Here is a 15,810-nt window from a genome sequence, read left to right on the forward strand (position 1 = left end):
GAGCAATGGCTCAATTTCATACTTTACGCACTGATATAAAGATTGTTTTAAGGAGTTCCTTTTGCTAAAAATGACACACTTTTTACCCGTTTTGAGTTTGTTTCTTATCAGTCATCTTGCGCAGGCTGAAATCCCCCCTCTCACCCCTCTCACCCCTCAAACAGCCGAATACCAAGTGAATTATGGCAGTATAGAATTAGGCAAAGCCCGATACCAACTGCTGCCAAAACAAGGTGATATTTATCAATATCGTTTTGATAGTGATGTCAGCTTATTAGTCCTTTGGGATAAACGTCATATTGTGAGTGAATTTACCTTACAAGACGGTAACTTAGCACCTATTCGTTATACTCACGATAGGACAGGCACTGGATCTGACTATCAAGATCAAACGGTTTTTTTAAAAGATAAGCAAGAAATTTTTAGCCGCTATAAAGATAAAAAGATAAAACTGCCTTATAAAGAGCGGATCTACGATCCCTTAGTGGCCCAATTGCAAATTCGCCTCGATCTATCGAAAAACAAAAATAGTCTCGAATACAACATGGTCAAAGAAGGTGAAATTGATGACTATAAATTTAAAGTGGTCGGTCGAGAGAAAATAAAAGTCGTCGGGGGCGTATACGATACCATCAAAATCGAAGTCGTCAGAGACAGTAAAAAAAGACAAACCTTTTTCTGGATGGCCCCTTCATTAGCCTATTTACCCATCAGACTCACTCACTTTGAAAAAGGCAGCAAGCAACTGGATATTCAACTATTAAAGTATAAGTTTAGTCCTGAGTTAACCACGGAAACGAAGACACAATCCGCCCCTTCACAGCCCACGCCGGTGACGCAAAAGCCGAAATAAAGGTCGTCTCAACGTTGGCGCGAGTCACAAAATGATTTTCCGATGCACATGGCGTACTCGTCATGCGCATCGTTTCTAACCCAACAAAAAAGACTTTAAGATCATGATTAATCAGTCTTTTCTAAATGATTAATCACCACTTCACCTTTTCTAAAGAGTGTCCATTGACCCGGTTTGAGAATATTCCACTGCTCATTATGCGTTAACGGCCGCGTTGCAATGACGGTCACAATATCATTGGGGGTGGTTTCTTTATCAAAATCCACGACGACATCGGTATCGATAAGCTTAGCCTTACCAAAAGGGGCTTTTCGCGTGATATAACACAAGTTATTGGAACAATAGTTCATTAAAAACTCACCATCACTTAAAATCATATTAAACACCCCAAACTGCCTAATTTGATCAGCAAGTTGAGCAATATAGCGATAAACTGACTGCAGATCTTCGGGGGCTTTATAGCCAAACTTTTCCAGCACTTTATCTAAAATCCAGCAAAAAGCTTGCTCACTGTCAGTATCTCCCACCGGTAAAAAACATAAGGATGTTAATTTATCCTCATAGCCACTCAGTTGCCCATTATGAGCATAAGTCCAATACTTCCCCCATAGTTCCCGCATAAAAGGATGGGTATTCTCTAGCGCCACCCCGCCACGATTAGCCTGCCTAATATGACTGATCACCAATTCACTTTTAATTGGAAACGATTTAATCATGGTGGCAATATGGGACTCACTGCTTGGGCAGGCATCTTTAAAAGAACGACTCCCCTTGCCTTCATAAAAGGTGATCCCCCACCCATCGATATGGGGACCTGTCACCCCCCCTCTTTCCGCCAACCCTGTAAAACTAAACACGATATCAGTCGGCACATTCGCACTCATGGCCAGCAGCTCACACATTTTATTTCACCTACTTTAGACACTATAAACCCTATTCTAAGCTATTTTACTCAGTTCTGAAGCCAGATTAAATAATTAAAAAACAATAAATATTCAAACAAATGTTTAAAAAAGCTTGTATTACTTTTCGCTTCGGTTTAAATTTCATAATACACAGGTCAGACCACGAAATGATTAAGGCCTAGATACCCGTAAATATTAGTGACCATTTTCGATGATTTAAGGTCACACTTTGAAGGAGAAAGACAGTGAATACGCTACTTTGGATTATAGCGATGATCTTAGTGTTAGGTACATTAACCTACTTAAGAGTATCTTTGCTTACTGCTACACTTAGTGCCGCCATTATTATGGTGGCAGGATCAATACTTGATATTATCAATCCCATTGCTTGGATTGTTTTTTTAGTGTTGGCTTTACCGCTTAACCTCACCTCTTTTCGTAAAAACTTTATTACCCGTCCATTGTTAAAGGTGTATCGCGGGATCATGCCTGAGATGTCGTCGACTGAAAAAGAAGCGATTGAAGCAGGAACTACTTGGTGGGAAGCCGATCTTTTTGCAGGTAACCCCAGTTGGAAGAAACTTCACAATTATCCTAAACCCACCTTATCCGTTGAAGAGAAGGCTTTTATTGATGGACCTGTTGTCGAAGTTTGTACAATGGTCAATCAACATCAAGTCTCTCATCAACTTGCCGATTTACCCCAAGATGTTTGGCAGTTTTTAAAAGATAATGGCTTTTTCGCCATGATCATTAAAAAGAAATACGGTGGGTTAGAATTTTCTGCTTATGCACAATCACGTGTATTGCAAAAACTGGCTGGCGTGAGCAGCGAACTCGCCTCCACAGTCGGCGTGCCCAATTCACTCGGTCCTGGCGAATTACTACAGCATTACGGTACCACCGCCCAACAAGATCATTATTTACCTCGCCTTGCCAAAGGACTCGAAGTCCCTTGTTTTGCCCTAACTAGCCCAGAAGCCGGCAGCGATGCAGGCGCAATACCCGATTTTGGTATTGTCTGTAAAGGTCAGTGGGAAGGCGAAGAAATTTTAGGTATGAAACTGACTTGGAACAAGCGCTACATTACCTTGGCTCCCGTTGCGACCGTACTCGGTTTAGCCTTTAAGCTTAAGGATCCTGATGGTTTATTGGGTGATAAAACAGAATTAGGCATCACTTGTGCCTTAATCCCAACCGCACTAAAAGGCGTCATTACTGGCCGCCGTCATTTCCCACTGAACTGTATGTTCCAAAATGGTCCCACGCAAGGCGAAGGCGTTTTTGTTCCTTTAAGCTTCATCATTGGTGGTCCTGAAATGGCTGGTCAAGGCTGGCGTATGCTGGTTGAATGTTTATCGGTTGGCCGCGGTATTACGCTGCCTTCAAACTCTGCAGGTGGGGTTAAAACAGTCGCGCTAGCAACTGGTGCTTATGCGCGTATTCGCCGCCAATTTAAATTACCAATCGGCAAGCTTGAAGGCATTGAAGAGCCAATGGCCCGTATTGGCGGTAATGCTTATCTAATGGATGCCGTCGCATCATTGACCACTACCGGTATCGATTTAGGTGAAAAGCCTTCCGTGGTAACGGCTATCGTTAAATGTCATTTAACCGATAGAATGCAAAAAAGTGTTATTGATGCAATGGATATTCATGGTGGTAAAGGGGTTTGTCTTGGCCCCAATAACTATCTTGGCCGAGGTTATCAAGCCGCACCGATCGCGATTACGGTCGAAGGCGCCAATATCCTGACCCGTTCGATGATCATTTATGGTCAAGGTGCCATTCGTTGTCACCCTTATGTATTGACCGAAATGGAATCAGCATTTGATCCCGATGCCAGTAAAGGCTTAACTGACTTTGATGCTGCCATCTTTGGTCACATTGGCTTTGCCGCCAGTAACTTTGTACGTAGTGTTTGGTTAGGCTTAACATCGAGTCGCTTCTCTAACTCTCCTTATTCTGATAACACAAAACGTTACTATCAGCATATGAACCGTTTTAGTGCAAACTTAGCCTTACTGTCTGATTTGGCGATGGCCACATTAGGCGGCGACTTAAAGCGTAAAGAACGTATTTCGGCACGCTTAGGTGATTTACTGAGTCAGTTATACTTAACATCAGCAACGCTGAAACGTTATGAAGATGATGGACGTCAAACAGAAGATTTACCGCTTGTCCACTGGGCGGTAGAAGATTCATTGCATAAGTTACAAACCTCACTTGATGAGTTATTAGATAACTTCCCCATGGGATTAGGCCGAGTCTTACGTCCGGTGATTTTCCCATTTGGTCGTCCACTAACACGTCCAAGTGATGTACTCGACCACAAAGTCGCTGCCATTATGCAAACACCTTGTGCTAGCCGTGATCGTTTAGGGGATGGCCAATATTTTGAAGCTCACGAGAATAATCCGGTCGGCATTCAAGAGGCCACCTTTAAAGATTTACTCGCTGCAGAGCCCGTCTTTGACAAAGTCTGTAAAGCCGCTAACAAACGTTTACCTTTCATGTGGCTAGATAAAATCGCAGCCGAAGGTAAAGCCCTTGGAGTCTTAACAGATGATGAAGTAAGCTTACTGGAAAGAGCGGAAATTGGCCGCATGAAGTCTATCAATGTCGATGATTTCTCAGCCGAAGAATTACAAGCTCAAATCATTATAGAAAAAAAGCACGAACAAGCCGCTTAGAAGCACACGCGCACACAAAGCGACTATAGCGCGTACCCGTCTTTAGCCGATATCAAAAAAGGAGACTCTAATCGAGTCTCCTTTTTTATTGCCTAACAGATTAGTTATACTTTAAATCAACCTATTATGTGACTTGTATTTGGCTCAAGCCACTCTCGACCATACATTACTGCACATGACTTATTGAACATTAATAGTATAATCTTCCACTTCACCCCAGCTAAAGTTTTCACAGGCTGATACCGATGAATTCCATTGCATTGCCACTCTCATCACAGTTTGACCTGACATGGCCGTTGCAGGTAGCGTTAGTGTACCCGATGCCGCATTCGATACGCTTGCTGTAAAGAGCTGCTCATCCGCATCATCAAAATCACCATCTTGGTTTAAATCAACCCAAACAAACCACCTTTCTGTGTATGATGCACCTGAGTATCCAGATGTTAGCACCATAGAGTATCCAGTGCCTTTGACCATATCGATCACTTGATCGGTATGGTCAGAGTAACCACTGGCACCAGAGCTATGACTAAAGCTGCCCACACTCACACCACTTACCCACTCATAACTATTAGAGCCACCTGCTGCTGCACAATATTCAGGCGTGGAAGCCACATTCACTGTTTGTGTGACCAAATGAGAACGATCGTCTACATCAGTAACCATTAAGCTCACTTGATAAGAGCCTGCACCCGCATAGGTATACACAGGATTTTGAGCAGTAGAGTGACCTCCTTCACCAAAATCCCATTCCCAAGTACTAATGCTACCATTAGGACTGCTACTCAAATCAGTAAAGTTCACTGTTAAGAACTGTTTACTAAATGAAAAATCAGCCACTGGCTCATCAGGGATCACCAAATCAATCCCCACTACGGCAAAGGCATCGCGAATATCTGCAGCAGGATAATCGAAATTAGGATTGGTTTGTTTCAGCTCCATCGCCGCATCTAAAATACCTTCAGCGCCTTGTTGGAAATTCGTCAACGGTCCCCAATAATCTAAATTAGCTTTCACCCAAATATCAAAGGCGGTATGTGTATCCCAGCCCGCTGTCGTCGCTAGATTATAAAAAGCACGATTAAACACCCCACTAGAATAATGCACATCTAGCCCATCATAATAATCATCAACATGGCCAATCGAGCGTCCATCTAATGTAGGATCCGCAAAATAACGTAATGCGCCACTCGCGGCTTTAAAAATATCCGCCCCCACCATAAAGTCATTGCTGCCTTTCATGTAAAACTCAGCGGCATCACCTGAAATATCTGAAAATGATTCATTAATCCCGCCGGGTTGCTTATCGTATTCTAAATCAGAATTTTGCTCTGTTACCCCATGGCTCACTTCATGAGCAGATACATCCAGAGACGTTAATGGATAAAAGGTATTTCGACCATCACCAAAGGTCATCGAAGAGCCGTTCCAAAACGCATTTTCATAGTTATTAGAATAATGCACCCGCATGGTGAGCTGAAAAGTCAGTGGTGCCGTTTGATACCAATCTTCAAACATGTCAAAGACTACCCCGCCAAAGAAATGGGCATCATTCAGCGGAGAGTAAGCGCCATTAATCTCTTTCTTGGTATTTTCATAGCAACCAAACTCAAACACATTGCTTCCCGATGTGCCATGATTTAAATCCACGGTTTTCACATTGGTATTTTCCATTTGGCAGGTCGTGCCATCCACATCAATGATATCAAGTGTCGGAAAATCGGTACCATAATGATATTGACCCACTTTTGCATTACCACCAGGCCCAGTGCCATCCGCAAAGGCTAAACCATCATAGGTTGCTATCATGTCGCCTGTGGTCGCATCAATCAGGTAAGTCGGGCGAGTGGGATGTCCTCCAGTGACCGAATCGGCAAAAAATGACACAAAAATAGCCAGCTTAGCTTGATTTCTTTCATTTAAATAAATGACTTTTTCACTAACGACATTTTCGAACACCCAACTTTTAACGTCTGGATTCGAGGCTTTTAGCGCTTGCTTCTGCGTGACTAAAGCTTGTTTAGCATGCATTTTATTGGTTTGCACGTGATGAGCCGTCAGCTCTTTTTCTATTCCCGTGAGCAACGTACCATGCAATGCAACCACTTGCTGGCTTTCATCCGTTGTAACAAGCACATGATGACCCCATACCGGTAATCCTAAATGCCGTTGGCGATATCGACTATGAGTCAAGTTTGCCGAGGTCGTATGCTGCTTAATGAGTTCTAAGCTGTCATTATTGGTGAGATTTAGCACACTACTCAAATCGCTCTTATTGGCGTTAAGGTGTAAATAAGCCGTTTGGGCATTTCTTAAGTCAATGGTCTCTGCTGCTAACGTACTTTGAGGTAATATCGAAAAGAGACCTAATATGGCACAAGATATAATACTTTTTTTAAACATTTAAATATCCTTATTATATTATAAAAGTGAATGATTAACGACTATATCAATACATAAATGAATATTAAGCCACATAAAACAGCTCGATACTTTTACAAGAGAAATATAATGCTTTCACTTTTACTCTTATAATACTTCTATTTTAAAATCACAGTTTAAAACTGGACCCAACAACCATATTTATAAAAACTGTTTATTCGCTTTATATTTACAATCATAAAAAACACCAAAACTAAAACACCTATGACATTATCGAGTACTATAAATTTTATTAGCTCAACCGTTAATCCTTTATCATAAAAAACACATTAATTTTGTGAGAAAAAACACAATAAAACTCATTGAAATATAATTTATTCTCACATTGCGATCTAAGGCTAGTACAGAGAAAAGACTTGTCAAACATAAAGCATTAACTTTTACTAATAAAGCATAAACATATATAAACTAGTAACTTGTTAAAAACAAAGTATTCCGCAACTATAAGGGAAAACAATAATAGTTTGAAATATAATAATAAAATCCAGAAAAAACCATTAAGCTAAAAAATAAAGATGTTGGAATATTAGCCTAACCATGGATAACTCATTATGAAGAGCTAATGCTTTATGACTACAAGTCATTGAGTAATCGATAATAAAAACAGACATTATCATCATAAAATTAAAAGTTTACAGAAAAACAAACTCATCATAGTTAGCCCAACGCTAATATAATAATGTCGAACATATAAAATGGCATTGAAATAAACATTAAACAATATAATACAGAGTAATCTATACAAGCATTAAAGTTAATTTATAAAACAATCCTCAATACACACTAGCAATACTCAAAGGTTGATAAACAGATTTAATAAAGGTGCGTGCTGCTGTGCGCCATAAACATCTTTATCACCTTTGCAGCCTGAAGGTTGAGTTCGGTTAAGGACAATCTTAATAGCTTTGGCGGGGGAAAAATAAATAATAGATTTAACTTCATCAACCTTAATACTGTATAATCTAGCAATAACCTCTTTATTAAACTGCTGGGTTTCTTTTACTTTTTCATAGTCATTTCTGTCTGTAAAAATAATATCCAGAGTTAACTCAAAGGGACTGCAATTTTTAGAGCGGATCACCTTTGCTAACTCCGTTAATGTCTTTTTCATTAGCCTATCACCTCGATGTTGAATAAACGCTCATCACCCATGTCGATTAAATGATACATTGAAAAGGCATACACAGCACCGGCACTGAAATCGGATGGTGAGAATGGAAAAGCCAAGTTACCCGCAGTCGCAATACGATTGGGATAACCAAAGTGCAATAAAGTCGAACGGGTTAAACTGCAAATACTGTCAGCAACTGATTGCTCATCCGCCACCACTTCGATAACAATGCCTAACTCATGAGCCTGACTCTGTGTAACAGGTTCTTGCTTGCCCATGACCCCATTGTTACCGTACACATGAAACTCAATAAACCCATCAATATTATCTTCTTTCATTCGAACAGACATTTTGTCTTTAATCGTCTCAATGATACTGTCAATTTGCTTAATCATAATCGGATCGCGAATACCCGCGATACTCACCGTTCGATAACCTTGTAAATAGGCCCCTTCGAGTTTGACACGATAAATATCATCTGTGACAAAACGGCTCCCGCTCACACGCACCCGCCCATTATCTAACGGCCTAAAACACACATCCGTTAAATCCAAATAGCCTCCTGGACCCGGTAATAGATAAGGATTGGATTTCTCATACAAGGTGTGGGCAGCTACCGAGTCAACGGTAAATAGTCTGTCATCACTGCAAGGCACTAAAGTAAAACCCTGTTGATCAATGATCCCAACGACGCAATCGGCGCCCGATCCCGGCTCAGCAGCAATCGCGGCACATTCCAAAATCTTTCCCATGTGAATCGCGAGTCCCGCATCAAAGCCAAGTTTAATCGGCAAAGCGGCAAACACCGCAGGATCATAAGCCCGTCCCGCCAGAATGAGCTGACAACCCGCCTCTAATGCCTCAATAAAAGGCTCCACTCCCATTTGCGCCACGATCGCAGTCGATGCTTCTACATCCGCCGCCGTTAATGGCCCCAGTCCTGCCAGCGGCGTGACCTTATTGCCCTTGATGGCACTAATTACGGTCGATTTGTCAATATCGGCACTGATCACGCCAATTTTAATCGATATATCAAGCTCAACTAACAATTCTTGTACGATATCAAGTGTCCAATCTACGTGCGCTTTAGCACCAGAACCGCCACTTGAGCCAACAATAACTGGAATACTGGCCTTTATTCCGGCGTCCAGCATATGCCATAAATCACGCTTCACCGCCGCTCTATCGGTAAAGGATTTACCTGAGCCTAAATAAAAAGGACCTGGGTCAACAGAGCCTGCATCTACTGAAATCACATCAGGGCTCATTGCCATCGCGCGCTTAAACGACGATAAAGGAAAGCCATAACCTAAAATGGCGGTAGGAGATAACACGGTTAATTGTTGAGGCATCATTGCGTTTTACAGTAAGGAAATGTCTTTTAAAGAATAGAACAAGTACACACGAAATCGACAATAACGACGAAAAATAAAGATAAAAAAGTAAGCGTGAATAACAGCCTTGGCTACGACTCACACTTTAAGCGAATATGCCTTGAGTGAACCCTTCTCAGCTTTCAGCAATTTTATTTAAGATGCGTTTTTCAGAAATCGGATAAGCCGTGCCTAACACTTGTGCAAAACAAGACACACGATATTCTTCTATCATCCACCTCGCCTCGACTAACACCTCAGGGACAGGCATATTCTTGGGCAATTTAGCGAGTTGAGCATCGAGGATCGCTTGCACCTTGCTAATGCTGTGCATGTGTAACCGATCGCGGTTGGGATCCACAGGTAACTTATCCAAACGGTTATCAATGGCTTTCAGATAACGCAAAATATCGGCTAGACGTTGCCAACCGCTACTTTCTACAAAGCCTTTAAAGACCAGCTTATCTAATTGGGCATGAATATCACTCATCGCAAAAGCGATATCTAGACTGATCTTGCCTTTAAGGCGTTTTTTAACCTTTTGGTACAAGGTTAAAATGGCTTCGACATCGAGAGCAATTTTCTCCGTCGTAGGATTAAGCTCTTGTCGCACCCAGTCTTTCGCTGCCTCAAAGCTCGCTTCATCACGCACACTCAGATTTTTCTCATCTAATAATCGCTGCACCGCTGCCGATAAAATATCATCGATCAAGACTTGTACTTGCCCAAACGGATTAAAATACATCGCCAGCTTGGCTTTATTCGGCAAACTCTTTTGTAAATACTTCACTGGTGAAGGAATATTCAGCAGCAATAATGTCTTCAGCCCAAGACTATGCTCTCGCTCAGCTTCATGCTCATCATCAAATAATTTGATAGCAACACTGGTTTTATTGGCCACTTTCGCCACTAAGGCCGGAAAGGCTTTGACCTCAAAGTTGCCTTTGTTTTGCTGATACTGCTTGGGTAAATCACCAAAAGACCATGTGGTAAGCGAATCTTGCTCAATGTCCGCATCCGCCACTTGCCTAATGGCCTGAGAGACTTGACCTTGCATACTGTCTTTTAAGCTGAGTAAATCCCGGCTTTGAGCCAAGAGCTGGCCTTTATTGCCCTCCACTTTAAAGTTGACCTGTAAATGTGCCGTTAATTGGCTAATATCAAAGTCTATTGGGGCAATGCGCACCCCACTCATGCGCAGTAGCTGCTTACACATGGCATCAATCAACGGCAACTCAAAAGGCATCATGGCTTGTACACACGCACTGGCATAATCCGGTGCAGGCACAAAATTACGCCTTAAGGGTTTGGGTAAAGCGCGAATGAGCGCCACCACTTTTTCTTCACGCAGTCCCGGCACCAGCCAATCAAAACCGGCTTCATCCACTTGGTTGATCAACGCCACAGGAATATGCACCGACACGCCATCATCGATAGCCGAAGGTTCAAAATGATAACTGACCATTAAACCCAAATTGCCTTTTTGCCAACGATCGGGAAAGTCCAGTGCCGACACATGAGTGTCGCCGCGCTGCATTAAGCTATCACGTTCAAAATTCAGAAAATCTGGCGCTTGTTGCTGATGTTTTTTCCACCAGCGTAAAAACAACGGTCCGTTATAAATACCATCAGGGATTTTTTGTTGATAAAAGTCCACCAGCACTTGCTCATCCACCAAAATATCGCGTCGACGCGACTTATGCTCCAATGACTCAATGTCATTCAACAGTTGCTGGTTTTTAACAAAGAAGGCTTCTTTGGTCTTTAGCTGTCCTTCAGCCAACGCACTGCGAATGAAAATATCGCGCGCCTCAACGGGATCGATCGGTCCATATTGGGTCTTACGACGGTTAACAATCATCAATCCAAACAGCACCTGATTCTCAAACGCGACCACACTGGCTTGCTTGGCTTCAAAATGCGGCTCGAGATAGTTTTTCTTCACCAAGTGCTGTGCTAATGGCTCAATCCACTCTGGCTGAATTTTGGCGCAGCAGCGGGCAAATAAACGCGATGTTTCAGTGAGCTCCGCCGCCATCAGCCATTTAGGGCCTTTTTTGGCCAGTGGCGATCCCGGAAAGACAAAAAACTTACGGTTACGGGCACCTAAATACTCTCTGTCTTTGTCTTTAAAGCCAATATGACTGAGTAAGCCAGTCAGCAATGAGCGATGTAATAGCTCGTAATTAATCTCCTCACTCGCGGTATTCAGCTTCCACTTCAGATCATGCGTCGCTTGGCGCAGCTGGGCATAGAGATCTTGCCATTCTCTGACGCGCATATAAGCCAGAAACTCTTTTTTACACTGCTTTCTAAACTGATTAGCCGTGAAACTCTGCTGACTCTGTTTCACAAAATCCCAAAGATTGAGCCAAGAAATAAAGTCCGAGTCGCTATTGGTAAATCGTTGATGGGCTTGATCTGCGGCTTGTTGTTTATCGATAGGCCGCTCGCGGGGATCTTGAATAGACAAGGCCGAGGCGATCACCAGCACTTCATGCAAGCAGCCATTTTTATTAGCCTCAATCACCATACGGGCCAAGCGTGGATCCACGGGAATATGCGCCAGCTGTTTACCCAAGGGGCTTAACATCAGCGATTCTCTGTTTTCCTCTACTGCTTCAAGTTCTTCCAGCAGTAAAAAACCATCGCGAATATAACGTGGATCCGGCGCTTGAATAAACGGAAAACGCTCGATATCGCCTAAACCAATGGCCAACATTTTTAAAATAACCGAGGCTAAATTGGTGCGCAAAATTTCAGGATCGGTAAATTCAGGCCGACCCGTAAAGTCATCCTCACTGTACAAACGAATACAGATCCCCGCCGCCACACGGCCACAGCGCCCTTGCCTTTGATTGGCACTGGCCTGTGAAATCGGCTCTATGGGTAAACGCTGCACTTTAGTGCGGTAGCTATAGCGGCTAATACGCGCCATACCGGGATCAATCACATAACGGATCCCAGGGACCGTAAGCGAGGTCTCGGCTACGTTGGTCGCCAACACAATGCGCCGCCCCACATGCGCATTAAACACTTTTGACTGCTCGCCATACGATAATCTGGCATACAAGGGCAAGACTTCGGTATCACGATATTGGCGTTTATTGAGCTGCTCAGCCACATCGCGAATTTCTCGCTCGCCGCTTAAGAAAATCAAAATATCGCCTAAACCTTCATCGATCAGCTCATCGGTGGCCGCAAAAATACCGTCCATCATATCGACATCGGTATCATTGTCAGACAACAGAGGACGATAACGGGTCTCCACAGGAAAGGTACGCCCCGAGACTTCAATCACAGGCGCATCATTAAAGTGAGCCGAGAAGCGCGCCACATCAATGGTGGCCGAGGTGACAATCACTTTCAGATCGGGACGTTTTTTTAACACATTTTTTAAATAACCTAAAATAAAATCAATGTTTAAACTACGTTCATGGGCCTCATCGATGATGATGGCATCGTATTGATCCAGCAGTTTATCGTGCGTCAGCTCCGCCAATAAAATACCGTCGGTCATCAGTTTGATATACGACTCTGGCTTAATGGCATCGGCAAAGCGGACTTTAAAGCCCACGGCGTCACCTAAAGGCGTGTTCATTTCATCGGCAATACGAGACGCCACGCTGCGCGCCGCTAAACGCCTTGGCTGCGTATGACCAATTAACCCTCGCGTGCCTAAGCCTAACTCAAGGCAAATTTTGGGTAACTGAGTGGTTTTACCCGAGCCCGTCTCCCCCGCAATAATCACCACCTGATTGGCCGCAATCGCGGCGGCAATGTCTGCGCGCTTTTGCGAAATCGGCAGATTTTCGGGGTACTCAATCTTGGGACGATTGGCTAACCGTTGCTCGACTTTGGCTCTGGCCTTGATGGCTTGGGCGGCGAGCTTTTCAAGCTCGGCATTATGTTCGGCATGCTCTTTCGCTGACTTAGGCTGAGTATTAGGCTTAAGGTCATGACTTTTTTGAGTCTTTGAGTGCTTAGGGTTTGAATGTTTATTTAACCGAAACAAGCGCTTTTTGATACGGGCCACATCGGCTTGATAACACGTCTTTAAAAACGCCGCTGACAACGGATGCGGCTCTTTTGTCTGCACACTGGCTCCAACGACAGGATCAGACACTGATTGTCGATCAGAATGAGCAGCCGAAGCGGAGTCTGCTGGCTTATCCAAAACCTGCTTTGAGGAAATGTCAGCAGCGGTGTCAGAATGCGATTCAGAGTGTGTGTCCGTATAAGGGCCTGAATGTGGATCAGAGTGCGAATTCAAGTCAAAAGTCCATAGCCAAAATCAAAGGCGGTGATTTTAACAAGAAATCAAAGTGTTTGGTAGTCACAAGGGGGGTGAAGGATCCTGAATATTCATTCTGACTCCTTTGATAATAGAGGAACAGAAATTAAGCTTCGCTTAATGGTGGATCGTAAATTCCCATTCACGCGGGGGATCATAAACTAGCGTTTAGCCCTTTCGGTATTGGCTAGTGTTTTTTGAGTGGGTCATTTTATTATATCAATTGCCTGCGGCAGGCTTTTGTGCGAATACAAAAATAACTCGGTAAGTGAAATATCATTTCAAGCTTACGAGCGCGAGGTAGGGATACTAAGCTGGCTTTTAGATAGGGATATCGTTGTGAAGCACTTCTAATCTGCATGGACAGCAGGGAATGCCTTAAAATGTCGGGAACATAATTGGCTCTATAGGCTCAGACGGAAACATCCGTGTTTCCGATGGTTATTTTTGTATTCACACTGGGTTTGAAAGCAGTTTGTTGCTTCGATTTTAGGTTATTGGTTTGGTAGTTGGTTTGTGGTGGGGGTTGTGCAAAAAAAGGTTGTGAGTTCCCACTCACACTGGATCCTGAATATAAAGCTTCGCTTCATTATGGGTAGTGAATTCCCATTCCTTCTTGTAATAAAGAATGGGCCAAAGGGGATCAACAGCAATTCCCTCTTGCTTATTTTAAAATCAATAGGCCTTTGCCGCCCCAGAGTCGGTACGCCTTCAAATGAAAGCTGATGACATTTTTGTTTGGATTTATCTGCTATTGGTTCAGAGTGTTTGAGGAGTTGGCTTCATAGATACTTAACGCCTCCAGCGGGGTTTTGTGCAAGTCACTATCGGGACGCTGTAGACCCGTCCTTGCGCGCTCTGCGATTTCATCCTTGAAATCGAAGCCCTCTAGTTCACTTGCACTGGATGGTAGAGAAAAAGCAACAAAAGCGAGTGGATCTCTTCGATTTGGGAGGGTTTATATCTGCCAGTGACACACTGCAACTATCTGATCTGCATGGATAGCAGGGAATGCCAAATTATGTCGGGAACATAATTGGCCCTGTAAGCTCCGCGACTCCAAAACATCCTTGTTTTAGAAGTTCGTTATTACATCTACACGGGATTTTAAAAACAAGAGAAAAGCAAAGGCAAAAGCCAGTGTGTTGCTTCGATTGAGGTTAGCAATAGTAACAATTGATTTGTAATGGGATTTATCCAAAGAAAGATCGTGAGTTCCCACTCCTTCTTGTAATAAAGAGTGGGGCAAGGAGGACTGCTCGTCCTTAACGATATCCCTATCTAAAGGCCAGTTCGACATCGAAATATAGGGCCTTTGTTGTTCCAGACAGCAATAAGGCATTTCCAATATCCTTATCGGTCAGATTATGAATGCCGTGGTGACAGGGATGCTAAGGAACGGCGATATAAAGGGACTTATGAATGCCGTGATTGCATGGATGCGAAGGAACGGCCATGTCTCTCGCTCAAAGCGGTCATTGTTATTACCTTCGCCCTCCAACATCCACCATGACGCCCAACGGAGCAATGCACTTCAATTTTCGATATACAAAAATACCTATCGCCTCATATTCACCGTCCGTGGTTCACCTAAGGCTATCTTCGACTCTGATGTGAATGGATTCACAAATGCAGTAATAACATGGATGTTAAGACACTGCCTGTCTCAATCACGCAATTCTTTATTGAATTATTTCAGCTGCTTCTATGGTGGATCTGAAAAATTAAAAACTTAAGTAGTCGGTTTGAGTGGCACAATTTTTACAGGAACGCGGTAATATCCTAATGCTACGTATCAAGCTACTTTAAAAGTGAACAAATTAGATATTAGCTAAATACTATATTAGATCGTTTGTTTTAGCACCTTGACCCCCTTTTGTCTTAAAAAGTGCAAAGTGGTGACATTCACCACTTTTTAGCATGTGCTTTTTGGACTAATTTTGCTAAGATAACTTTTCGTTTCAAGGCGTTCACAGCCCTTTTTCCTCGAACACCAAACCCGCGTGGCATACAATCATTATTATGGTAGTGCGACGTGAGGTCGTATGAAGCGCTGTTCACCGCTTATGAGTGAACCATCTGTATCACCAGATGACCCTATGACTCTGAATAAAGAAGCGAGTCTGACAATGTAACAAA

7 protein-coding genes are annotated in these 15,810 nt (G+C 43.1%); 2 read left to right on the top strand and 5 right to left on the bottom strand.

The annotated features are described in order from the left end of the window. The first annotated feature begins 70 nt into the window (after nt 1–70). Entirely contained in the window at nt 71–853 is a 783-nt protein-coding gene (locus L2764_RS13620) for a DUF3108 domain-containing protein (RefSeq protein WP_248940808.1), read from the top strand. Nucleotides 854–960: 107 nt separating this feature from the next. Here L2764_RS13620 and L2764_RS13625 read toward each other — a convergent pair whose 3' ends face one another. After that, a complete protein-coding gene (locus tag L2764_RS13625; RefSeq protein ID WP_248940802.1) occupies nt 961–1,755 on the bottom strand; it encodes a class II glutamine amidotransferase in 795 nt (264 codons plus the stop codon). Between the two features lie 248 nt (nt 1,756–2,003). On the opposite strand from L2764_RS13625, the gene fadE reads away from it, so the two are divergent. Further along, nucleotides 2,004–4,451 (top strand): acyl-CoA dehydrogenase FadE, encoded by a 2,448-nt coding sequence (gene fadE, locus L2764_RS13630; RefSeq protein ID WP_248940803.1) that lies wholly within the window; start codon nt 2,004–2,006, stop codon nt 4,449–4,451. A 180-nt stretch (nt 4,452–4,631) separates the two neighbouring features. On the opposite strand, the gene L2764_RS27760 is transcribed toward fadE, so the two are convergent. The 4 genes from L2764_RS27760 to hrpA all read right to left on the bottom strand — a co-directional run bounded on the left by L2764_RS27760 (nt 4,632) and on the right by hrpA (nt 13,476). Further along, on the bottom strand, nt 4,632–6,854 hold the full coding sequence (locus L2764_RS27760) for a M4 family metallopeptidase (RefSeq protein WP_283107006.1): 2,223 nt from the start codon (nt 6,852–6,854) through the stop codon (nt 4,632–4,634). 832 nt (nt 6,855–7,686) lie between these two features. Then, the gene (locus tag L2764_RS13650) at nt 7,687–8,004 is read right to left on the bottom strand and encodes a DUF4387 domain-containing protein (protein ID WP_248940804.1); all 318 of its coding nucleotides are present in this window, start codon (nt 8,002–8,004) and stop codon (nt 7,687–7,689) included. Next, entirely contained in the window at nt 8,004–9,359 is a 1,356-nt protein-coding gene (locus L2764_RS13655; RefSeq protein WP_248940805.1) for an acyclic terpene utilization AtuA family protein, read from the bottom strand. Before L2764_RS13655 ends, L2764_RS13650 begins: the two co-directional genes overlap by 1 nt. 154 nt (nt 9,360–9,513) lie before the next feature. Further along, nucleotides 9,514–13,476: an ATP-dependent RNA helicase HrpA gene (gene hrpA / locus L2764_RS13660; protein WP_248940810.1), complete on the bottom strand. Its 3,963-nt coding sequence runs from the start codon at nt 13,474–13,476 to the stop codon at nt 9,514–9,516. Nucleotides 13,477–15,810: the final 2,334 nt, after the last annotated feature.

It is taken from the genome of Shewanella surugensis (assembly GCF_023284005.1).
GTDB lineage: Bacteria > Pseudomonadota > Gammaproteobacteria > Enterobacterales > Shewanellaceae > Shewanella > Shewanella surugensis.

Coding starts and splice junctions, on each gene's coding strand:
- L2764_RS13625 (WP_248940802.1), bottom strand. CDS start 1,755: ATGTGTGAGCTGCTGGCCATGAGTGCGAATGTGCCGACTGATATCGTG.
- L2764_RS13620 (WP_248940808.1), top strand. CDS start 71: ATGACACACTTTTTACCCGTTTTGAGTTTGTTTCTTATCAGTCATCTT.
- L2764_RS27760 (WP_283107006.1), bottom strand. CDS start 6,854: ATGTTTAAAAAAAGTATTATATCTTGTGCCATATTAGGTCTCTTTTCG.
- L2764_RS13655 (WP_248940805.1), bottom strand. CDS start 9,359: ATGATGCCTCAACAATTAACCGTGTTATCTCCTACCGCCATTTTAGGT.
- L2764_RS13650 (WP_248940804.1), bottom strand. CDS start 8,004: ATGAAAAAGACATTAACGGAGTTAGCAAAGGTGATCCGCTCTAAAAAT.